The sequence below is a fragment of the Steroidobacter gossypii genome (assembly GCF_016801985.1).
Taxonomy (GTDB): domain Bacteria; phylum Pseudomonadota; class Gammaproteobacteria; order Steroidobacterales; family Steroidobacteraceae; genus Steroidobacter; species Steroidobacter gossypii.
Map to the genome: position 1 here is coordinate 312120 of NZ_JAEVLS010000008.1, position 20752 is coordinate 332871.

18 protein-coding genes and 1 pseudogene are annotated in these 20752 nt (G+C 62.5%); 10 read left to right on the forward strand and 9 right to left on the reverse strand.

The window, feature by feature from the left end; all coding sequences use genetic code 11:
- Nucleotides 1-143: 143 nt before the first annotated feature.
- Together xerD and JM946_RS27650 are read left to right on the forward strand one after the other, a co-directional pair.
- Entirely contained in the window at nt 144-1043 is a 900-nt protein-coding gene (xerD, locus tag JM946_RS27645) for a site-specific tyrosine recombinase XerD (RefSeq protein ID WP_203170672.1), read from the forward strand.
- Between the two features lie 198 nt (nt 1044-1241).
- Nucleotides 1242-1991, forward strand: coding sequence for a DsbC family protein (locus JM946_RS27650; RefSeq protein ID WP_203170673.1), 750 nt, complete (start codon nt 1242-1244; stop codon nt 1989-1991).
- 56 nt (nt 1992-2047) lie between these two features.
- Here JM946_RS27650 and fdxA read toward each other — a convergent pair whose 3' ends face one another.
- Nucleotides 2048-2371, reverse strand: coding sequence for a ferredoxin FdxA (fdxA, locus tag JM946_RS27655; RefSeq protein ID WP_203170674.1), 324 nt, complete (start codon nt 2369-2371; stop codon nt 2048-2050).
- 143 nt (nt 2372-2514) lie between these two features.
- Entirely contained in the window at nt 2515-3084 is a 570-nt protein-coding gene (locus JM946_RS27660) for an NUDIX hydrolase (RefSeq protein ID WP_203170675.1), read from the reverse strand.
- 62 nt (nt 3085-3146) lie between these two features.
- Here JM946_RS27660 and JM946_RS27665 point away from each other — a divergent pair, with 62 nt between their 5' ends.
- The 6 genes from JM946_RS27665 (at nt 3147) to JM946_RS27690 (ending at nt 11058) form a co-directional block, all read left to right on the forward strand.
- A complete protein-coding gene (locus JM946_RS27665; protein WP_203170676.1) occupies nt 3147-5462 on the forward strand; it encodes a bifunctional salicylyl-CoA 5-hydroxylase/oxidoreductase in 2316 nt (771 codons plus the stop codon).
- Nucleotides 5459-6241 (forward strand): SDR family NAD(P)-dependent oxidoreductase, encoded by a 783-nt coding sequence (locus JM946_RS27670; RefSeq protein WP_203170677.1) that lies wholly within the window; start codon nt 5459-5461, stop codon nt 6239-6241. The genes JM946_RS27665 and JM946_RS27670 overlap by 4 nt, the downstream gene beginning before the upstream one ends.
- A gap of 17 nt (nt 6242-6258) precedes the next feature.
- Complete coding sequence (locus JM946_RS27675) at nt 6259-7083, forward strand: enoyl-CoA hydratase family protein (RefSeq protein ID WP_203170678.1); 825 nt, start codon at nt 6259-6261, stop codon at nt 7081-7083.
- A gap of 8 nt (nt 7084-7091) precedes the next feature.
- Nucleotides 7092-8276 (forward strand): acyl-CoA dehydrogenase family protein, encoded by a 1185-nt coding sequence (locus JM946_RS27680; RefSeq protein WP_407700610.1) that lies wholly within the window; start codon nt 7092-7094, stop codon nt 8274-8276.
- Nucleotides 8273-8665: a RidA family protein gene (locus JM946_RS27685; RefSeq protein ID WP_203170680.1), complete on the forward strand. Its 393-nt coding sequence runs from the start codon at nt 8273-8275 to the stop codon at nt 8663-8665. Before JM946_RS27680 ends, JM946_RS27685 begins: the two co-directional genes overlap by 4 nt.
- Nucleotides 8666-8895: 230 nt before the next feature.
- Nucleotides 8896-11058: a malate synthase G gene (locus JM946_RS27690; RefSeq protein ID WP_203170681.1), complete on the forward strand. Its 2163-nt coding sequence runs from the start codon at nt 8896-8898 to the stop codon at nt 11056-11058.
- Between the two features lie 70 nt (nt 11059-11128).
- Here JM946_RS27690 and glcF read toward each other — a convergent pair whose 3' ends face one another.
- From glcF to JM946_RS27705, 3 genes are read right to left on the reverse strand one after another with little or no spacing between them, the layout of a single operon-like run.
- Nucleotides 11129-12361 (reverse strand): glycolate oxidase subunit GlcF, encoded by a 1233-nt coding sequence (gene glcF / locus JM946_RS27695; RefSeq protein WP_203170682.1) that lies wholly within the window; start codon nt 12359-12361, stop codon nt 11129-11131.
- 9 nt (nt 12362-12370) lie between these two features.
- Nucleotides 12371-13447 (reverse strand): glycolate oxidase subunit GlcE, encoded by a 1077-nt coding sequence (gene glcE, locus JM946_RS27700; protein WP_203170683.1) that lies wholly within the window; start codon nt 13445-13447, stop codon nt 12371-12373.
- The gene (locus JM946_RS27705; RefSeq protein WP_203170684.1) at nt 13447-14958 is read right to left on the reverse strand and encodes an FAD-linked oxidase C-terminal domain-containing protein; all 1512 of its coding nucleotides are present in this window, start codon (nt 14956-14958) and stop codon (nt 13447-13449) included. The genes glcE and JM946_RS27705 overlap by 1 nt, the downstream gene beginning before the upstream one ends.
- Before the next feature lie 109 nt (nt 14959-15067).
- On the opposite strand from JM946_RS27705, the gene JM946_RS27710 reads away from it, so the two are divergent.
- The gene (locus JM946_RS27710) at nt 15068-15517 is read left to right on the forward strand and encodes a Dabb family protein (protein ID WP_203170685.1); all 450 of its coding nucleotides are present in this window, start codon (nt 15068-15070) and stop codon (nt 15515-15517) included.
- 20 nt (nt 15518-15537) lie between these two features.
- Here the strand turns inward: JM946_RS27710 and JM946_RS27715 are convergent, their stop codons facing one another.
- Together JM946_RS27715 and JM946_RS27720 are read right to left on the reverse strand one after the other, a co-directional pair.
- Complete coding sequence (locus JM946_RS27715; RefSeq protein WP_218043138.1) at nt 15538-15972, reverse strand: LysR family transcriptional regulator; 435 nt, start codon at nt 15970-15972, stop codon at nt 15538-15540.
- Nucleotides 15973-16207: 235 nt separating this feature from the next.
- On the reverse strand, nt 16208-17350 hold the full coding sequence (locus tag JM946_RS27720; RefSeq protein WP_203170687.1) for a glycoside hydrolase family 88/105 protein: 1143 nt from the start codon (nt 17348-17350) through the stop codon (nt 16208-16210).
- A 57-nt stretch (nt 17351-17407) separates the two neighbouring features.
- Here JM946_RS27720 and JM946_RS27725 point away from each other — a divergent pair, with 57 nt between their 5' ends.
- Nucleotides 17408-18433: an AraC family transcriptional regulator gene (locus JM946_RS27725; RefSeq protein ID WP_203170688.1), complete on the forward strand. Its 1026-nt coding sequence runs from the start codon at nt 17408-17410 to the stop codon at nt 18431-18433.
- 207 nt (nt 18434-18640) lie between these two features.
- Here JM946_RS27725 and JM946_RS31820 read toward each other — a convergent pair whose 3' ends face one another.
- Complete coding sequence (locus JM946_RS31820) at nt 18641-19600, reverse strand: GDSL-type esterase/lipase family protein (RefSeq protein WP_407700611.1); 960 nt, start codon at nt 19598-19600, stop codon at nt 18641-18643.
- A gap of 81 nt (nt 19601-19681) precedes the next feature.
- A pseudogene (locus tag JM946_RS31825) lies at nt 19682-20689 on the reverse strand (glycosyl hydrolase); the annotation flags it as partial.
- Nucleotides 20690-20752 lie beyond the last annotated feature (63 nt).

The following is a 20752-nucleotide window of genomic DNA, read 5'->3' on the forward strand; positions in this document are numbered from 1 at the left end:
ATTGTAATCACGCCTTGCGCCGACCCCGGTCTCCATACTGCCCGCCATCGATTAACCGGTCTGCCGTGAGCGATTGCGGTGAAAACCCAAAGGCGATGAGCAGCGTAACCAAAGCATCAGTCTACTCGAGGTCAGGCGAGGATATGCCGGAGACGCCGTCGTTGGCGGCCATCGACCGCTTTCTCGACGCGGTGTGGATGGAGCGTGGCCTGTCCCCCAACACTCTGTCGGCCTATCGCGCCGATCTGACTGCCCTCGATCGTTGGTTGCAGGCGCGCGGCACCACCAGTGTCGCCGCCACGCGTGACGATCTGAAGGCGTTCATCAAGCATCGAGTCGACGCCGGGGCGCGACCGCGCTCCACCGCGCGTCAGCTGTCCAGCTTTCGCCGATTCTACCGTTATCTGATTCGCGACGGTGCGATCAAGGAAGATCCGACCGCGCAGATCGCCATGCCCAAGATCGGCCGCTCGCTGCCGAAGTCGCTGACCGAGGAAGAGGTCGAGGCTTTGCTCAAGGCGCCGGTGATCGAAGATCCGCTCGGTCATCGCGACCGTTGCATGCTCGAAGTGCTGTACGCCACGGGCCTGCGCGTCTCGGAGCTGGTGAATCTCAAGTCCAGCCAGGTGAACATGAATCAGGGCGTGCTGCGCATCGTCGGCAAAGGCGATCGCGAGCGACTGATTCCGCTCGGCGAGGAAGCGGTGTCCTGGCTGCAAAAATTCATCAACGGTCCGCGCCTGGAAATCCTGCTGGAGCGCCAGACCGACTATCTGTTCCCCACGCGTCGTGGCGATCGCATGACCCGGCAGGCGTTCTGGCACATCATCAAGCGTTATGCGCAGAAGGCCGGCGTGCAGAAGGCGTTGTCGCCGCATACTTTGCGTCATGCATTCGCAACGCATCTGCTGAATCACGGCGCCGACCTGCGCGTCGTGCAGATGCTGCTGGGGCACAGCGACTTGTCCACCACGCAGATCTATACCCACGTGGCACGTGAGCGCATGAAGGAGCTGCATGCGCTTCATCATCCCCGCAGCTGACGCCCCGAGCTGACAGCCCGAGCTGAAGTCCCCGCGCGGCGAGGCTGGCCGCCGCCAAAAGACAGCCCGCGCCCGGGCTGCTAGACTCCAACCGTCTCCTCCGGCCGAATTCCGTTGAACTTACGGAGCCGTCGCGGCGTCGAAGCTGGGCCGAGCACGTTGGCGCCGGACACTCCGGCGAGGGTCACGAGAGTCCCCATGAAAAAGCTGTTGTTGTGTCTGTTGGCCTGTGTGGCTGCCTCGGCGGTGGCTGCTCAAACGCCCGCATCCGGCGATCACAAGGCCGCGGCGGCGACCATTCGCGCCGCGATCGCCAAGAAATTCCCCGACGTGACCGTCAACGACGTGCGCCCCAGCCCCATGGCCGGCATCTACGAAGTCGCGATGGGCGCGGAGGTCGCGTATGTGAGCGCCGACGGTCGCTTCCTGCTCGCGGGCGACATGTACGACATGGACTCGCGCACCAACCTCACTGAAGCCGGTCGGCAGAAAGCTCGCGTGGCGGCGCTTTCCAAGCTGGACGAGCGCGACATGATCGTGTTCAAGCCGGAGAAAGTGAAACACACCATCACTGTGTTCACCGACGTCGACTGCGGTTACTGCCGCAAGCTCCACAGCGAGATCGCGCAGTTGAACGAGCGCGGCGTGCAGGTCCGTTATCTCGCCTATCCGCGTGCCGGCCCGGGCAGCGAGGACTGGGCGAAGATGGAAGCGGTGTGGTGCTCGATGGACCGCAAGAAAGCGATCACCGACGCTAAGGCGGGTCGCGACGTCAAGGCTCAGTCCTGCGCCACGCCGGTCGCCAAACAGTTCAAGTTGGGCGAGCAGCTGGGGGTGCGCGGCACCCCGGCGATCTTCACCAACAATGGCGACTACATCGGCGGCTATCTGGCGCCGGATCAGATGTCCAAGGAACTGGACCGCCTGTCCGCCGCGGCCAAGAACTAAGCGGCGTATCGAATCTGGCAGGGCTCACCCGCGCAGCGGGTGAGCTGGCCCGGCGCTCAGCGCTCCAGCAGCTTCAGCTTATCCGGCTTGCCGTCCCATTCCTTGGCGTCGGCGGGCATGGCCTTTTTCTCGGTGATCACCGGCCAGGACTTGGCCAGTTCGGCATTCAGCTGCTTGAACTGCTGCTGCCCCTCGGGCAACTCCTCTTCCGAGAAAATGGCTTCGGCCGGGCACTCCGGCTCGCACAGGGTGCAATCGATGCACTCGTCCGGATCGATCACCAGGAAGTTCGGACCTTCGTGGAAACAGTCGACCGGGCACACCTCGACGCAGTCGGTGTACTTGCACTTGATGCAGTTTTCAGTGACGACGAAGGTCATCGGCTACTCCGGAAAATCGCTCGCCGTCGCGGTGACCAAAGAATGCGCCGTGCGAGGGCGCGCATTGTGCCAAACAGGCTGCGGGGATGCGAGGCTGGCCGGTTATGAGCCCCCCGCTGCCTGGAATCAGGATCGGGCGGGGCTCATTGGGACGGGCCGTCGGTCATGACGGGCTTGCCGTCGCGCCAGTCGATATCGCGAAAATGCAGCAGCTCCCGGCCCAGCCGCCGGTCTTCGAGATAGCGGCGCAGGGCGAATTCGACGCTCAGGAAGGCGATGTCGGGCCAGGGAATTTCCTCCTCGGCGTACAGTCGCGATTCCAGGCTTTCGGGGCCGATACCGAACGACGGGTCGGCGAGCGTGGCTCGGAACGTGATGTGCACCTGATGCGCGCGCAGCACATTCACGATGGACAGCATCGAGCCAAGCCGCACGTGGGCCAGGGCCTCCTCCATGGCTTCGCGCGCGGCGGCCTGTTGCACCGATTCGCCGTTTTCCATGAAGCCGGCGGGCGTGGTCCAGAAACCGTAGCGCGGCTCGATGGCCCGTTTGCACAACAGGATCTTGCCTTGGTGCTCGATCACGCAGCCGGCGATGATGCGTGGGTTCTCGTAGTGGATGGTTCCGCAACTCGCGCAGACGTAGCGGGGCAGATGATCGCCGGGCGGGACGGTGAGGCTGACCGGCCCGGCGCAGTTGGAGCAGAACTTCATCGGGCAAGGATAAAACAAATGGCAGGCGCGGTGCCCGAGGGTCTGCGGGCGACAGTGCTACCATGGGCGCCATTGTTGGCTTCCGGCGCAAGGTCATGAAGCGCATCGTATGTCTGGGCGGCGGGCCGGCCGGGTTGTATGCCGCCATTGCGTTCAAGAAGGCGCTGCCCGGCGCCAGCGTGGAAGTGTTCGAGCGCAATCGGCCGGACGACACTTTCGGCTGGGGCGTGGTGTTCTCCGATCGGACCATGCAGGGATTTCGCGCCACGGATCCCGAGTCTCACGACGCGATCGTCGGCAGTTTTTATCACTGGGACGACATCGACGTGCACTTCCGAGGCGAGCGAGTTCGCTCCGGCGGCCACGGTTTCTGCGGTATTTCACGCAAGCTGCTGCTGAACAAGTTGCAGGAACGCGCCGCCGCTCTGGGCGTAAAGCATACCTTTCAACATGAAATCGAAGATCTCGCGCCGTTCGCCGATGCGGACCTGATCGTCGCCGCGGACGGCGTCAACAGTCGTACCCGCAAGCGCTTCGCCGCGGTGTTCGAGCCGGACATCGATGTGCGTAAGTGCCGTTACATCTGGCTCGGCACCAAGCAGCGCTTTCCCGCATTCACCTTCGCGTTCGAACACACCGAGCACGGCTGGTTTCAGATCCACGCGTATCAATTCAGCGATGACCTGTCGACCGTCATCGTCGAGACGCGCGAGGAAACGTGGCGGGCGCACGGCCTCGATCGGGCCAGCACCCAGCAGAGCATCGAGTTCTGCGAGCAGTTGTTCGGCCGCTATCTCGACGGCCATGCTTTGATGAGCAACGCGAACCATCTGCGGGGCTCGGCCTGGCTCAACTTCAATCGCGTGCTGTGCAAACGCTGGCACACCGACAATATCGTGCTGATCGGCGATGCCGCGCACACCGCGCATTTCAGCATTGGCTCCGGCACCAAGCTCGCGATGGAAGACGCGGCTTCCCTGGTCAAGCATGTGGCGCATGCCACCGACGTGCAGGCGGGGCTCGAATCCTACCAGGCCGAGCGCAGCCTCGAAGCGCTGAAGCTGCAGAGCGCCGCTCGCAATCGCATGGAATGGTTCGAGAACGTCGCGCGCTATGTGCATCTGGAGCCGCTGCAATTTGCCTATAGTTTGCTGACCGGAAGCCAGCGCATCGGTCATGACAATCTGCGCTTGAGAGACCGTCAGTTCGTCGACGTTGTGGAGCGAGACCTGGCGCGCCGCTTCGGCCTCAGTGAGCCGCGGCCGCCGATGTTTCTGCCGTTCAAGCTGCGGGGGATGGAGCTGATCAACCGGGTGGTCGTCTCACCGATGGCGCAATATCTCGCCGTCCAGGGCGTGCCCGGCGATTGGCACCTGATGCACTACGGCTCGCGTGCCGCGGGCGGCGCTGGATTGGTGGTGACCGAGATGACTTGCGTGTCGGACAAGGGGCGCATCAGTCCCGGTTGCACAGGCCTGTGGAATGAAGCGCAACGTGACGCATGGAAACGCATCGTCGATTTCGTCCACACACATTCGGCCGCGAAGTTCTGTTTGCAACTCGGGCACTCCGGTCGCAAAGGCTCGACGCAACTCGGTTGGGAGCGCGCCGACCATCCCTTGCCAGAAGGGAATTGGGATGTGATTTCCGCCTCGGCGCTGCCGTATCTCGAGGGCATCAGTCAGACGCCGCGAGCAATGACGCTGCAGGACATAGAAGAAGTCACACAACAGTTTGTGCGCGCCGCGCAGCTCGGTGCACAGGCGGGCTTTGACATGCTCGAGCTGCACATGGCGCACGGCTATCTGTTGGCGAGCTTCCTGTCGCCGCTGACCAATCGGCGCACCGACGAGTTCGGTGGCGACATCCAGAATCGCATGCGCTTCCCGTTGCAGGTATTCGAGGCAACGCGCGCCGTGTGGCCGGCGGACAAGCCAATGTCGGTGCGCGTATCCGCAAGCGATTGGGCCGAGGGTGGTTTGAGCGAACAGGACCTGGTGACTTTCGCACGCGCTCTTCGCGCCGCTGGCGCCGATCTTATCGATGTGTCTTCCGGCCAAACCGTGCCGTGGCAAAAGCCTGTTTACGGGCGCATGTATCAGACGCCGTTCTCAGACCTGCTGCGCAACTGCGTCGATATCGCCACCATCGCGGTGGGCAATATCTATGAAGCGGATCATGTGAACTCCATCATCGCCGCCGGTCGCGCGGATCTGTGTGCGCTCGCCCGGCCGCATCTGGCCGATCCGTCGTGGACGCTGCACGCCGCCGCCGCTCAGAACTTCAGCGAGCAGCACTGGCCGAAGGCCTATTTGTCTGGGAAGAGTCAGCTGGAACGAAACCTCGCGCGCGCCGCGCAGATGATCGGTGCAGTTTGAGTACGAACACTTCACCGCTGGCGGGCAAACACGCGTTGGTCACTGGCGCAAGCCGCGGCATCGGGCTTGCCATTGCGCAGCGATTGCTGGACGAGGGTGCGCGAGTCACTCTACTCGGGCGACAGCTCTCGTCGGTCTCCGAGGCGGCTGCGAAGTTGAGCAACACTGACGCCTTCGCAGTAGCCGCCGACGTGGGTAGCAGGGAGCAGTTGCGCGCAGCCATCGATGTGGCCGGCGACCGTTTCGGCCCCGTCGATATTCTGATCAACAACGCAGGGCAAGCCGTCAGTGCTCCCATGCACAAGATGGACGATGCGCTGTGGAACGCCATGTTGTCGGTGAATCTCACCGGGACCTATAACGGCATTCGTCACGTCTTGCCGTCGATGCTCGCCCGCGACTTCGGTCGCATCGTAAATGTCGCCAGCACCGCCGGCCTCAAGGGCTATCCGTACGTGGCTGCGTACAGCGCGGCGAAGCACGGCGTCATTGGTCTTACTCGATCTGTCGCGTTGGAAGTGGCCGGGCGGAACATCACTGTCAATGCGGTGTGCCCGGGCTACACGGATACCGATATCGTTCGCGAGACCATCGGTAATATCCAGGCAAAGACCGGGCGTTCCGAAAGCGAAGCCATTGCGGTGCTGGTCGATCACAATCCGCAACGCCGTCTGATTCGGTGCGAGGAAGTGGCCAACGCGGTCGCGTGGCTATGTCTGCCGGGTAGCGAGAGCATCACCGGCCAGAGCATCGCGATCGCCGGCGGCGAGATCATGTAACACCGAGGCGAGGACGCATGTCATTCACTCAACTCGACCTGTCCAGCTACGAGGCCAGGCACTTCCTTTGGCGTGTGGAGGAGAGTGTCGGGTATGTGACGCTCAACATTCCGGAGCGCAAGAATCCGTTGACGTTCGAGTCCTATGCCGAGCTGCGCGATCTGTTCCGCAACCTGGTTTACGACCAGGGCATTCGAGCCATCGTCATCGATGGCGCCGGCGGCAATTTCTCTTCCGGGGGCGACGTGCACGACATCATCGGTCCGCTCACTCGCATGAGCATGCCCGAGCTCCTGACGTTTACGCGCATGACGGGCGATCTGGTGAAGGCGATTCGTGGCTGTCCTCAAGTTGTCATTTCGGCGGTGGACGGCATCTGTGCCGGCGCGGGCGCGATCATCGCGATGGTGTCGGATCTGCGCATCGGCACGCCTCAGGCGAAAACTGCGTTCCTCTTTACGCGCGTCGGATTGGCCGGTTGTGACATGGGCGCGTGCGCCATCCTGCCGCGGTTGATCGGGCAGGGGCGCGCGGCCGAGCTGATGTTCACCGGTCGCGCGATGACGGCGGAAGAAGGCGAGCGCTGGGGCTTTTTCAATCAGCTCGTGGCTGCGGAACAATTGTTACCAGAGGCGACGCGCCTGGCGCGCAGCCTTGCAAGCGGTCCCATGTTCGCGCATAGCATGACCAAGACCATGCTCAACCAGGAATGGAACATGAGTCTCGAGCAGGCGCTGGAGGCGGAAGCTCAAGCGCAGGCCATCTGCATGCAGACCGAAGACTTCCGCCGCGCCTTCGAAGCTTTCGCAGCCAAGCGCAAGCCGGAGTTCGTTGGCAAATGAACGTGCAGCTGGATCTGAGCGAACGACTCGGCTGGCCGTTCTTCGGGCCGGAGCATCGGGCGCTCGCGAATCTGGTAACGACGTGGGCCGCTGGGCACCTGAGCGATCATGCGCATGGCGAAACACGCGCGCAAGTGGATGAGCAGGCTCGCAAGCTCGTCGCCGCGCTCGGCGCGGCTGGCATCACTCGCTACTGCGTGCGAGCTGAGCATGGCGGCGCGCTGGACGATTTCGATTCGCGCGCGATTTGTTTGATCCGCGAGACCTTGGCTTATCACGATGGCCTGGCCGACTTCGCCTTTGCCATGCAGGGGTTGGGCAGCGGCGCATTGTCTTTGGCAGGTGAGAGGGCGCTTCAGCAGCAGTATCTGCCCCACGTCGCCGCGGGCACGGCCATCTCCGCGTTCGCGTTGTCCGAGCCGGACGCGGGCTCCGACGTCGCGGCCATGCAAACATCAGCTCGACTGGACGGTGGGCATTATGTTTTGAACGGCACCAAGACCTGGATCTCAAACGGTGGCATCGCCGATGTATATTGCGTGTTCGCGCGCACTTCGCCCGGAGAGAAACGTGCTGACGGTACGGTGAGCGCGCAGGGGATCACGGCGTTTCTGGTGGAGCCGACAGATCCGGGATTCGAGGTTGAGCAGCGCATCGATGTCATCGCGCCTCATCCGCTGGGGAGGTTGCGTCTCGAGAATTGCCGAATTCCCGTGGCTCGCCGCATTGGTGCGGAAGGCGACGGGTTCAAGCTGGCCATGCGGACGTTGGATATTTTTCGCGCCTCCGTCGCGGCGGCGGCGCTTGGATTCGCGCGGCGGGCATTCGATGAAGCCGTCGCGTATTCGCGTCAGCGGGCGATGTTCGGAAAGACCTTGGCGGATTTTCAGTTGACGCAGGCAGCGATTGCCGAAATGGCGACTGCAATCGACGCTGCCGCGCTGCTGACGTACCGGGCGGCGTGGCAGAGAGACACAGGTCAGCCTGTTACCAAGACCGCCGCCATGGCGAAGATGACCGCGACGGAGAGCGCCCAAACGGTGATCGATCGAGCCGTACAAATGTTCGGCGGTCGCGGTGTCGTCCACGGCGAAGTGGTTGAGCGGCTGTATCGAGACATCCGAGCATTGCGCATCTATGAGGGCGCGACCGAGGTGCAGAAACTGATCATCGCGCGCGAGGTTTTGAAATGACCATTCAAGTGCTGCAACCCCCTGGCTGGCCGCGGCCCAAGGGCTACTCGAATGGCATGCTCGCGGAAGGCCGCCAGGTGTTCGTCGCCGGCCAGGTCGGTTGGAACGAGCGGCAGGAATTTCCCGATTCGCTCGCGGAGCAGGTCCGTCAGTCATTGCAAAACATCGTGACTGTGCTCAAGGAGGCTGGCGCACGGCCGGAACATATCGTTCGCCTCACTTGGTACATCACCAGTCGTGACGAGTACCACGCGGAATTGCCACAGATCGGCGAGGCATATCGCGAGGTGCTGGGCCGTCATTTCCCGACCATGGCCGTGGTTCAGGTCGTCGCCTTGATGGAAGCGAAAGCAAAAGTAGAAATCGAGGCTATCGCTGTCATTGGATGATAAAGCTCGGCATCGGGCATCCTGCCACGACCCTCGTGCGACCGGCAAAAGGCGCAACTGGTGCCAGTCGCTCGCCGCCGAGCGGCGGCGTACTTCCCTGTAGCCGAAGCGCATTTGTATGTGCGGTCAAGTTGCTACATGCCGCAGGTTGCCCGCCGTGCGGATCGCTTTGACGGTCGGCGAACCGGAACTCTATAGTCACTGCAAGTTCGGCCTGGCGAGTGACGGAAATGAACACAAGAATCAAAGTGGGCGCGCTGGAAATCGCGCCGGTGCTGCACGATTTCATCCGGCGTGCGTTGGCGGGCACGGGTGTGCAGGAACAGGCGTTCTGGACCAGCCTGCAGCGCATCGTCAGCGCATTCTCACCTCGTAACGAGCGTTTGCTCGCCAAGCGAGACGAATTGCAGGCTCGCATCGATGGCTGGTGGCGGGAGCAGCGAGGCAAGCCGCTGGACGTGACCAAGCAGCGCGAGTTTCTGGAATCCATCGGCTATCTCACCCCCGAGCCGGCGCCCTTCGAAGTCGACACCGACAAGGTCGATCGCGAGATCGCTCACATCGCCGGGCCGCAGCTGGTCGTCCCGCTCAGCAACGCTCGATATGCGTTGAACGCTGCGAACGCCCGCTGGGGCAGTCTCTACGATGCGCTCTACGGCACCGATGCGTTGGAAGCGCCGCTGCCGGCCGGCTCGCCCTACAATCCGGAGCGCGGCGCGAAGGTCATCGCGTATGCCCGAGCATTCCTGGATCAAGTTGCTCCGCTTACCTCCGGCAGGCACGCGGATGCAACCAAGTACGCCATCGAAAGCGACAAATTGGTCGTGACGTTGAAGGACGGATCTCGAGCCACACTCGCCGTACCTGCGACGCTCGAAGGCTGGCGTGGCGCCGGCCAACAGCCGGACGGAATCCTGCTGCGCCATCACGGCCTGCACGTCGAGATCGTCATCGATCGCAAACATCCCATCGGCGCGGCCGATGCGGCCGGCGTCGCCGACGTGGTGCTGGAGTCCGCGATCACGACGATTCAGGATTGCGAGGATTCGGTCGCCGCCGTGGACGCGGAAGAAAAAGTAGCGGTGTACGGCAACTGGCTGGGCCTGATGAAAGGCGATCTGCAAGCCACTTTCGCCAAGGGCAAAGGAACGATCACTCGAGCGCTCAATGGCGATCGTGTGTACTCGACGCCGGGCCACAAGCAAATCACGCTGCCGGGCCGAAGCCTCATGCTTGTGCGCAATGTCGGTCATCACATGCGCACCGACGCGGTGCTGCACGAAGGTAAAGAGATATTCGAAACTGTGCTGGATGCGCTGGTTACAGTCGCCATCGCCATGCATGACCTGGCGAGCGGAGCTAGGAACAGCCGCACTGGATCGGTGTATGTCGTCAAGCCGAAGATGCATGGGCCGGAAGAGGCCGCATTGGCGAACGACTTGTTCGGCTGGGTGGAAGAAGCGCTGGGACTGCCGAAGTACACTGTGAAGATCGGCGTGATGGATGAGGAGCGTCGCACGAGCCTCAACCTGCGCGCCTGCATCGAGCAGGTGAAACATCGCGTCGTGTTCATCAATACCGGCTTCCTCGATCGCACCGGAGATGAGATTCACACCGCCATGCAGGCCGGTCCGGTGATGCGCAAGGAAGCGATCAAAACTCAGCCTTGGTTGCTCGCTTACGAGAAGCGCAATGTCGAGGTCGGCTTGCAAGCCGGTTTGCGCGGCAGAGCGCAGATTGGTAAAGGCATGTGGGCGATGCCGGACAAGATGGCTGCCATGCTCGCTTCGAAGGCAGGTCATCCGCGCGCCGGTGCCAACACCGCGTGGGTGCCTTCGCCGACGGCGGCAACGTTGCATGCTCTGCACTACCATCAAGTCGATGTGCGTGCGGTTCAGAACGACCTGCAGCGGCAGCTGCAGGCGGGGCAGAGCACCGGCATCGACGATCTACTGCGCGCGCCGCTCGCCGACTCTGGCTTCACCGCCGAGGAGATTCAAAGCGAGCTGGACAACAACATCCAGGGCATCCTGGGTTATGTGGTGCGCTGGATCGATCAAGGCGTCGGCTGTTCCAAGGTGCCCGACATTCACGATGTCGGTTTGATGGAAGATCGCGCCACGCTGCGCATCTCAAGTCAGCACGTTGCGAACTGGCTGCTCCACGGTGTCTGCTCCGAGGCCAAGGTGAAGGAAACATTGGAGCGGATGGCGGCGGTGGTTGATGAGCAGAACGCCGCCGATCCGCTGTACCGGCCGATGTCGGCCAATTTGAAAGGCAGCGTCGCGTTTCAAGCCGCGAGCGATCTGGTTTTCCTTGGGCGGGAGCAGCCGAATGGATATACGGAGTACATCCTGCATCGGCGGCGTCGCGAGCTGAAAGCGAAGAGTTGAGTCGTCGTTTGCGTTGGGCGGCTGGTGGAGGGCTGGGGTGGGGAGAGCCTTCAACCTCCAGCCCCTCGGCTCAACGGCAGTTGGGCAACGTGAGCTTGGCATCCAGCCACTCGATCCAATGGCGCACGGGGGTCTTGGCGGCGCTGTCGAGGTGGGTGATGCAGCCGATGTTTGCTGAAAGGATCACGTCGGGCTGGTGCGCTTGCAGAGCATCGAGCTTGCGATCTCGCAGTTGTTTACTGAGCTTGGGCTGTAACACGGAGTAAGTGCCGGCGGAGCCGCAACACAAATGGCTTTCCGTCAGAGGCAAAACTTCTGCGCCGAGCGAGCTGAGCAGCTGCTCGACAACGCCGCGAATCTTCTGACCGTGCTGTAACGTGCAGGGCGGATGAAACACTACGCGCTCGGGGGCGCTCGCCCCCATCTTCCTGGCAAGCATCTCGGCATGCGCCGGCAGCATTTCGGCCAGGTCACGAGTTAGCTCGACAATGCGGCGTGCTTTGTCCGCGTACGCTGGATCGTGACGTAACAGGTGCGCATATTCCTTGACCATCAAGCCACAACCTGACGCGTTCATCACGATGGCCTCGGTTCCCGCTTCAACATGCGGCCACCACGCATCGATGTTGCGTCGGACTTCCATCAACGCCGCTTCATGATCATTCAGATGATGTTTGATGGCACCACAGCACCCGGCCGAGATCGTAATCGCTTCAACCTCCAGTGCATCCAGCACACGTGCAGTGGCGGCATCAATGCCAGGCGACATCGAGGGCTGAACGCAGCCCAAGGGCAGCAGCACCTTGCGTGTATGCGATCTGCGCGGCCACGCGCCCGCGTCGCGGCGTTCGGGCACCTTGGCGCGAATCGCCTCCGGTAGCAGCGATCTCATCGCCTGCCCGGTGCGCATGGCGGGTCCAAACATCTTGCTGGTCAAGCCATGTTTCAGCGCCGAGCGCGTCATGCGCTCTGCAACCGGCCGCGCGATCTTTTCTTCAACCAGACCACGACCGATGTCCAGCAAGCGACCGTACTGCACGCCCGACGGACAGGTGGTCTCGCAGGCTCGACACGTCAGGCAGCGATCCAGGTGCAACTGAGTGCTCTCGGTAGGCTCCACGCCTTCGAGCACTTGTTTGATCAGGTAGATGCGCCCGCGCGGTCCGTCCAGTTCGTCGCCGAGCAGCTGATAGGTGGGGCAGGTGGCGGTACAGAAGCCACAATGCACACAGCGACGCACGATCTCTTCGGCTTCCTTGCCTTCGGGCGTTTCCTTGAGGAAATCGGCGAGCTGGGTTCTCATGCAGGCGCCTCAAAGATCGGCATACAGCCGGCCGCGATTGAAGATGCCAGCGGGATCGAATTGCGCCTTCAGGCGCTGATGTATCGTGGCAAGGGCAGGTGACAGGGGCGTAAACACGCCGGCCGAGCGATCTCCGCCGCGAAACAGCGTCGCGTGGCCGCCAGCTCGTTTCGCACATTCGCGCACTTGTTGCGCGCTTAGGTCAGTTCGCAACCATCGCAAGCTGCCGTTCCATTCGATCAGCAGGGGAGCGTCGATGGACAAAGGCGCTGCTGTTGGCGGCACCGAGACGCGCCACAAAGGCAGCTCGCCGGCAAAGAACGGATGTGTCTGCTCGCGGATGCTGTTCCAGAACGCGTCCGCCTCCGCGTTGTCGATGTGATCTCCGCCGAGCTGATGACGTGCCGCTGAAACGGCGGCGGAAGCGCCTGCGAGTCGCAAGTACAGCGTGCCTTCGTGCCACGTCGATGCCGAGAGCGGCAAGGGGCGACCAGCCCATTCATTCAATCGATCGATCGCTGCTGCTTCCGACAACTCGAAACGCAGCGTGTGATGCGATAACGGTCGCGGCAGAACTTTGATGGAGACTTCCACGATGACCCCCAGAATGCCCATCGAGCCGGCCAGCAGTCGAGCAACATCGTAGCCAGCGACGTTCTTCATCACCGTGCCGCCAAAGCTCAGCAGCTCGCCGTGGCCATTGATGAGCTTCGCTCCGAGCACGAAGTCACGAACGCCGCCATACGTGGGCCCGAAGGAAACACGGCGGGGACCGGCGAGGCCGCCAGCGATACAACCGCCGATCGTTGCACCCGCGCCGAAGTGCGGCGGTTCGAACGCGAGCATCTGCCCGTTCTCTGCGAGCAACTGCTCCAGCTCCGCTAGCGGAGTGCCGGCGCGTGCAGTGACCACCAGCTCCGTCGGCTCGTAGTCGACGATGCCCGCGGCACTGCGGGGGTCGAGCAACGTTCCTTGCGGCGTGTTGCCGTAGAAATCTTTGGTGCCGCCCGCTCGAATGCGTAGTGCTGTGCGTGACGCCGAAGCTGCACGCACTGTCTCGCAGAGCTGGCTCAATGCTTGATCCATCAGAAGCGCGGCAAATCTGGAAATGAAAGCTTACCGCCTTGGACGCGCATACGACCGTACTCGGCGCAGCGATGCAAGGTCGGCACGACCTTGCCCGGATTCAACAATCCCGCCGGGTCGAACGCGTTCTTCACCGCGAGGAAGGTATCGAGCGTGGGGCGATCGAATTGCGAGCACATCTGATCCAGCTTCTCGACGCCGACACCATGCTCGCCCGTCACTGTGCCGCCCATCTGCACACAGAGTTCGAGGATCTCCGCGCCGAACGCTTCGGCTCGCGCCACGGAATCCGGATCGGCATCGTCGAACAGGATCAATGGATGCAGGTTGCCATCGCCGGCATGAAATACATTGGGACAGCGCAGCCCGTACTTGGGCTCCAGGGCCTGGATGGCCCTCAGCACTTCGCCAAGACGGCGCCGGGGAATGGTGCCGTCCATGCAGTAGTATGCGGGCGAGGCGCGACCGGCGGCCGGGAAAGCATTCTTGCGGCCGGCCCAAAAGCGCAAGCGTTCGCTTTCGCTGTTGGAGACTTGAATGCGAGTGGCGCGCGCCGCGCGCAATACTGCCGACATGCGTTCGATTTCTTCGGCCACTTCTTCGGGCGTTCCATCCGACTCGCACAATAACACTGCCGCGGCATCGAGGTCGTAGCCCGCATTGGCGAAAGGCTCGACCAGCCGGCTGGCGGCCTGATCCAACATCTCGAGCCCCGCCGGCATGATGCCGTTGGCGATCAACGCGGCGACGGCATCGCCGGCTTCGCCCACGTCGGCGAAGCTGGCCATGATGCATCGGGCCGTCTGCGCCACGGGCACGAGCCGCACCGTTACTTCAGTCACCACCGCCAACATTCCTTCCGAGCCGATCACAAGCGCCAGCAGATCCAGACCCGGTGCATCCGGAGCAAGACCGCCGAGCTCGATGGGTTCGCCCTCCATCGTGAGCCCTCGCACGCGCAGAACGTTGTGCACGGTCAGCCCGTATTTCAAACAATGCACGCCGCCGGAGTTCTCGGCGACGTTGCCGCCGATGGTACAGGCGATCTGACTGGACGGGTCCGGCGCGTAGTAAAGACGATGACGCGCGGCGGCTTCGCTGATCGCCAGATTGCGCACGCCCGGTTGCACCGTGGCCGTGCGAGCGCGAGGGTCGATGGACAGGATGCGATTAAATTTCGCCAGCGACAACAACAGTCCGGCGTGATGGGGCAGGGCGCTGCCTGACAGGCCGGTGCCGGCGCCGCGCGGCACGACGGGGACCTGGCGCTCGTGACAGAGCTGCAGAATGCGCCTGACCTGGTCCTCCGTTTCAGGCAGCGCGACTACCATCGGCAACTGTCTGAACAGTGTCAGCCCGTCGCACTCGTAAGGACGCGTGTCTTCCTCTCGATATAGGACGGCCTGTTCTGGCAGGAATGTGCGCAAGGCCGCGACCAGGCCGCGCTGACGGCTGGTGTCCACCGGCAGTGAACGCTCGGCTGGGGTCGATGTGGCTGGGGCGCTGTCCATAGACGGATCATAAAGGACCGCCCGTCCTGCCGCCCGAGCCCGAGCGATCGGCTTATACTCGACGGCTCCTCGATCCTCAGACGACGACTCAGGCAAAAGGAAGCCGAACATGAGCACCCACAATCGACGACAAGTTCTCACCGCCGCTGCCGCCTTGGCCGGCGCGAGCATCGCCGCCGAAAGCGCGGCTGCACCGGCCTCGGGGAAGGGCGGCAAGGAGTTGGGCGGCAAAGCCACCACCCCGCCCGTGGTCCATCACGTGTTCTTCTGGTTGAAGAACCCGAAATCCAAACAGGATCTGGACAAGCTGCTCGCCGGCCTGCGCACCTTGGCCGGCATCGAGACCGTCAAGGCCATTCACATCGGCGTGCCGGCCGAAACCGAGCAGCGCGGCGTGGTCGATGCGAGTTACAGCGCTTCGGAAATCCTGTTTTTCGACGACGTCGCCGGGCAGAACGCCTATCAGATTCATCCCATCCACAAGCAATTCGTCGCCGACTGCGAACATCTGTGGGAACGCGTGGTCGTGTACGACGTGAAGCCGGCGCCGCTGTCTTAACGGCGCTCCACCGATTGGCCTCAGTTGCCGGAGGACACAGCCTCCGGCTGCTTTGCCGTGCCCCCGCTATCGCCGCGTTGGATCAGGTCGACGGTGGCTCGCGCGATGATGTCCAGCGCGTTGGCGATGTCACGGTGATAGCGCACGCCATCTTCGGTCAGCACGCTGCCGGCCGCGGTTCGCCGGATCAACTTGGTCCCTGTCCAGGTTTCGATGGCGCGCAGATGACGGCTGATCACCGCATGGTCGCGGCTCAAGTACTGAGCCGCCTTACGCACGCCGCCGAGCCGGGCGATGGCGTCGAAGGCCCGCAACGTTTCGAACGGCGGCAGGGCGCGACGCGACGCCAATGGCGAGCCTGGCCGGCGCGGTCGTGTCGGCTCTGGGTTCAGCAGCAAAGGTTCGTGGGACAGCGGGTCTCGAGAAGGGTCGGATGCAATGGAAACGGGCTGCACGGATCACCTCACCCCATCAGAGGCAATGTTGAAACTCCCTGAAGGCTTGCGTAGCAGTGCTGGCTGCTTTGTATCCGTCATTTACATGGTGCACATTCGTGATGTTTGACGCAAGGCCGTTTCTGTAATCGAACGTGCGTTGTAGTTGCAACACTGAATGGCCGATCTCAATCAAGGCAGGTCACACGCGCCCGTGGTTGTTCGACGGGCGCGCGATTTCATCCTGCAGCTCGGCTCACTTGTAGAGATCGTAGACCGCCGACCCCGCCAGCAGCAGCGCGCCGACACCGTAGAATTGAGTATCCTTCTTGGCCACTTCCTCGGGCCGATCGCTCACCTGTTGTACCCAGCCGAGCCGGCCGTCGGCATCGACAGCTGCCTCCAGCGCTCGCCAGCCACGAGCGACCGCGGGCTCATAGGTGTCACGATCCAGCAGACCCGAGTTGATGCCCCACGCGAGGCCGTACACGAAGAACCCCGTGCCGCTCGATTCCGGTGGTGAATTTTCCGGCGCGAGCAGCGAGCTCGGCCAATAGCCGTCCGGCTTTTGCAGGGTCTTCAGTCTTGCCGCCATGTCTTTGAACAGCTTCTGGTACTCGGGCCGGGCGGGATCGTCGTTCGGCAGCAGGGCGAGGACACGCGCCAGGCCCGCGAACACCCAGCCGTTGCCGCGGCTCCAGAACAGTTTGCGACCTTGCGCGTCCCGACTCGCGAAGAAGCGGCTGTCCCGATAAAACAAATATTCCTCGGGATCGTACAGGTAGTCCTGAGTGGCCTTCCATTCCCGGTGGGCAAAGGCCGCGTATCTCACATTCTTGGTGACGTTCGCCAGCTCGATCCACAGCGGCGGCGCCATGAACAACGCGTCACACCAGCACCATCGATCCCAACACTGGTTGTCGCGAGCATCGAGATCGACCGGAGACGGGCTGGCCAGGATTTCATTCAGCCGGCGCTGCGTCGGTTCAATGGCCGCCGGTCCCGCGCCGTGCGTGGCTGCCCAAAGATAACTCTGACCGATCACATGATCGTCGGCGTGATACTTTCGATCGCCCAGCTTCCAGCTTTGGCTGCGACCGTGACTTAGGATGGCTTCCTGAAAGCGGTCGCTCTTGCTTCGCTCGGCCAAGGCTGTCAGACCGACATAAAACGCGCCTTGCTGCCAGCTGCGAGGATTGCTCGTCTCCTTGCGTGTGAACGTAATGCTAGCCACCGGCTCGAGGTGCGCAAGCTGCCAGTCGGCGGCTTTTTCCGCGAGCGCCAGCGCTCGGTCGGGATCAATGGTCGTGTCCGCAGCGCTCGGCAGCGCCGGCAGGATCAGCATGGCCGCCGCCATTAGCGAGGACATGATGCGAGTAACGTGAGCAGGAGCATTCATGCAGTCGTTCCTTCCCTTTTAAAATGCAACATAGGGCAATTCCGGGACCGAGCCAATATGGACACGATCAGCATCGCTATCGCCGGCTTCTCCGCAGTGAGTGCGCTGCTGCTGCTGCTGATCTACGCGTGCTTCATCGACGTGCCGGGCAAGTCGGCGCAGTCGGTGTTCTGGGGTGGCATGTTGCTGACCGGCCTGGCGGTGGTCCAGATCTGCCAGCTGCTTTACTTCATGGGCGGCCCGCCGCCGCTCGATCTGTTCGTGTACCGGCTCGCCTTGTTCGTGTTGCCGACGTCGTTCTATTTCTTCGGTCGCTGGGCGCTGCAGCCGACCCAGCCGCTGTGTCCCATGGCGCTGTTTCACCTGCTGCCGCTGGTGCTGCTGTTCGTGGCGCCTATAGAGATCGCGTTGCCCGTGCTGTTGTTGTTTGGCGCGGGCTATTCGCTCTGGCTGGGTTATTTCGTGTATGGGCTGCGGGCGCAACGACGGCAATTCCGTTTCGAGTTTGGCTACTTTCTGCTGATGTCGGTCACCGCGGTGATCGTGCTGGCCCTCGGCTTTGCCTTGCCGTACATGAACCCGGCGTTCTTCTATCACTTCTATACGAGCGCCATCGGGTTGGCGCTCGCCATCATGATCGTGGCGCTGATCTCCAATCCGAACCTCATCGGCGATCTCTCCGAAGCGGCGCGCGTGCGCTATGGCGCTTCCACCTTGCGCGGCATCGATGTGGATGCCTGCCTGAAGAAGCTGAACGAAGTCATGGTCGTTGCCAAGGCCTACCAGAACGAGAGCCTCAGCCTGGCCTCCCTGGCCGAGCAGGTGGGCCTCTCCGGACACCAGCTCTCGGAACTGGTGAACACCCGCTTGGGAATGGGCTTCTCGCGCTACGTGCGGGAGTGCCGGATCGAAGCCGCCAAGGCGCTGTTGGTCTCGTCCCCCTCGCAGTCGATCCTGTCCATCAGCATCGACACCGGCTTTCGCTCCCAGTCGGCGTTCTATGCCGCCTTCAAGGAAGTCACCGGCCAGTCGCCCGGCGACTACCGCAAAGCTCGCGCGAGTGCCTCTGCGAGTCCGCATTGATCTTTCTGGAAGCATCGCTCCTTTACGACGCACCAGCGATGGGATTCCTCAGCGGCTCTTTATCCAAGAGCCGCATCACGCCCAGGCCTATGCTCACAACCGGCAGCTTGATGCTCGTTGACCACTGAATGCCCAATCAAGTTGCAGAATAATGCAAATTGTCGGACAGCCTCAGCTGCCCGGGGCTGGTGCCCCGGGCACCCGAGGTCACGGCGCGAGAAAGGCGTTGAGTTCGATCGCCTCCGCGATCGCGCGATGGCCGGCGGCATTGGGGTGAAGGTGATCGCCGGAATCGAACATCGGCAGGAGTTTGGTCGGCTGGGCGGGATCGCGAAGCGCGCGGTCCTGGTCGATGACGGCATCGCAGCCGCTGTCAGCGCCGCGGATCGCAGCGTTATACATCTGCCGGACGCGTTCGCTCGCGGCATTCCAACTGGGGTGTCCTTCGTACGGCGTCAGGGTGGAGCAGAAGACTTTCACCTTCTGCTGGCGCATGCGCGAAATTGTTTCTCGCAGCGGTGCAACTGCTTGTTCATAGGTCGGCTGTTCGAAGCGAAGAGCGTCGGCGGGGAGGTCTGAGTAGATAGCCCAGCGAAGATTCGGTTGATCTAATGCCTCGGCCTCGTCCTGTTGCTTGAGCACGCCGACGTGAATGTTCGCTGCCACCAGTCGCTCGGAGAGCACATCGGGCCAGCTTTGGCCGACATCATCGATACCGACACCGGCCGTGATCGAGCCACCAATCGTCGCGACACTTCCTCGCAACGCCTCGCCCTGCACGTCGAGGCTGGCAAGCAAGGGATGGCCGCCGAGCCGTTCGATGGCTGCGATATCGGGGCTGCCGCTAACGTTTCCTGCTGCGACATAGGTGAGCTGCTGCTTGTCTCCTTCACCAGTGACTACCGTCGCGCGACGCAAGTAGAAACTGATCGCAACGTCGGTGTGCGCAGGTACGGAGAATGCGACGGTGTCGCTAAATACTTCAGTGCCGGGTGGCAGTGTGACGCTCGCTTGTCCACCAAAGGTGATCGTTTGATCCGTGCGCGCATCGATCGATGCATCGCTGCTGCGAACTGCGATGTGCACATTGCTCACGGAGACGGGCTCGGAACCCTGCGTGTTGGACAACCGAATGCGCGCGGCGCTACCTGCGATCGACGTGCGCACGACCTGACGCAGCGTCCGCTGATCGAAACTCAGGCTTGTGACTTTGTTGGAAGCCTGCGGTGTGATCCAAGTGCCAACCCAATAAGGTTGCGCCAGATAGTGTTGGCCCAACTCGGTCAACTCTCCAGCGCGCCCCAGCAAGCTGGTGTGACGGTTGGCTTCATCATCCCAGCGTCCCGTGAACCAGGCGTAGCGAAACACATCGTTGCGGCTTTCGCAGATGGCGACCATTTCGGTCATCTGCGCCTTTTGTTTGGCGACGCTATCGATCTGCGCACCATCGTTGCCGCTGTGCCAGTTGGCGAACTCGGTCACCCAGAACGGCTTGCCATACTTCGTGAGCCGATCGAGCTGCGCGTTCAGGCCGTAGTCGTACCAATGAAACGCAAGATAGTCGATGCGGGGATCGCGACCGCCATTGGCGGCTCGATAGGCGGCATAGAAAGCGTCGAGCCACACGACCGGATCGGCAAAGCCCGGCATCGTGCCCCAGGTCATGGCCGGGCCGACGAGTTGTACACCGGTATTGGCCGCAACCGTCTCATAGCGGGGCCACAGCTGCGCGGCCTGCTGCGGTGTCAGGTTCGCTTGATCGGTTAGATTCGGCTCATTCAACAGCAGCAGGAACCTGATCTGCGGATTGGCCCCGAGAAAAGTTTCGACCTCAGCGGCGTTGAAGTTGCCATTCCACAGCATCGGGATGAAATCCATGCCGTAGCGACTCTGATAGTCGGCGGGCACGCTGGCGGAGGGCTTCAATGCCCACCGATACCACCAGGACACACCAGGGGCGAGCGCGGCGAGATCGCTCGGATCAGCCAGATCGTATGCCACGCCACGCTTGGCGCTCTTGGGCGTGGCCGGTGTTTCCGGCGGAGGATTCGGCGCCGGCGGCGGCTCCGGTGTGGGCTCGGGCGTCGAGGGCGGATCAGGCGTGGGATTCGGAGTCGGCGCCGGCGTTTCCCCGATCGGAGTTGGAGTGCTGGCCGGTGGGTCGCCGCCTCCCGATCCTCCTCCGCACGCTGTGGTGAGCAAGCACGCGACGAGCAATGCCAGTCCTTTTCGCAAGACACGGTCCGGTGTGTTCATTTCGCCTTGAATACGCGCATCTGAATTCGACTTCGAAGCGAGCATATTGACGCGTCCGCCGCT

Excerpts from the sequence above, each read along its gene's own strand:
- xerD (WP_203170672.1), top strand. The coding sequence starts at position 144 with ATGCCGGAGACGCCGTCGTTGGCGGCCATCGACCGCTTTCTCGACGCG.
- JM946_RS27650 (WP_203170673.1), top strand. The coding sequence starts at position 1,242 with ATGAAAAAGCTGTTGTTGTGTCTGTTGGCCTGTGTGGCTGCCTCGGCG.
- fdxA (WP_203170674.1), bottom strand. The coding sequence starts at position 2,371 with ATGACCTTCGTCGTCACTGAAAACTGCATCAAGTGCAAGTACACCGAC.
- JM946_RS27660 (WP_203170675.1), bottom strand. The coding sequence starts at position 3,084 with ATGAAGTTCTGCTCCAACTGCGCCGGGCCGGTCAGCCTCACCGTCCCG.
- JM946_RS27665 (WP_203170676.1), top strand. The coding sequence starts at position 3,147 with ATGGGCGCCATTGTTGGCTTCCGGCGCAAGGTCATGAAGCGCATCGTA.
- JM946_RS27675 (WP_203170678.1), top strand. The coding sequence starts at position 6,259 with ATGTCATTCACTCAACTCGACCTGTCCAGCTACGAGGCCAGGCACTTC.
- JM946_RS27685 (WP_203170680.1), top strand. The coding sequence starts at position 8,273 with ATGACCATTCAAGTGCTGCAACCCCCTGGCTGGCCGCGGCCCAAGGGC.
- JM946_RS27690 (WP_203170681.1), top strand. The coding sequence starts at position 8,896 with ATGAACACAAGAATCAAAGTGGGCGCGCTGGAAATCGCGCCGGTGCTG.
- glcF (WP_203170682.1), bottom strand. The coding sequence starts at position 12,361 with ATGAGAACCCAGCTCGCCGATTTCCTCAAGGAAACGCCCGAAGGCAAG.
- glcE (WP_203170683.1), bottom strand. The coding sequence starts at position 13,447 with ATGGATCAAGCATTGAGCCAGCTCTGCGAGACAGTGCGTGCAGCTTCG.
- JM946_RS27705 (WP_203170684.1), bottom strand. The coding sequence starts at position 14,958 with ATGGACAGCGCCCCAGCCACATCGACCCCAGCCGAGCGTTCACTGCCG.
- JM946_RS27710 (WP_203170685.1), top strand. The coding sequence starts at position 15,068 with ATGAGCACCCACAATCGACGACAAGTTCTCACCGCCGCTGCCGCCTTG.
- JM946_RS27720 (WP_203170687.1), bottom strand. The coding sequence starts at position 17,350 with ATGAATGCTCCTGCTCACGTTACTCGCATCATGTCCTCGCTAATGGCG.
- JM946_RS27725 (WP_203170688.1), top strand. The coding sequence starts at position 17,408 with ATGGACACGATCAGCATCGCTATCGCCGGCTTCTCCGCAGTGAGTGCG.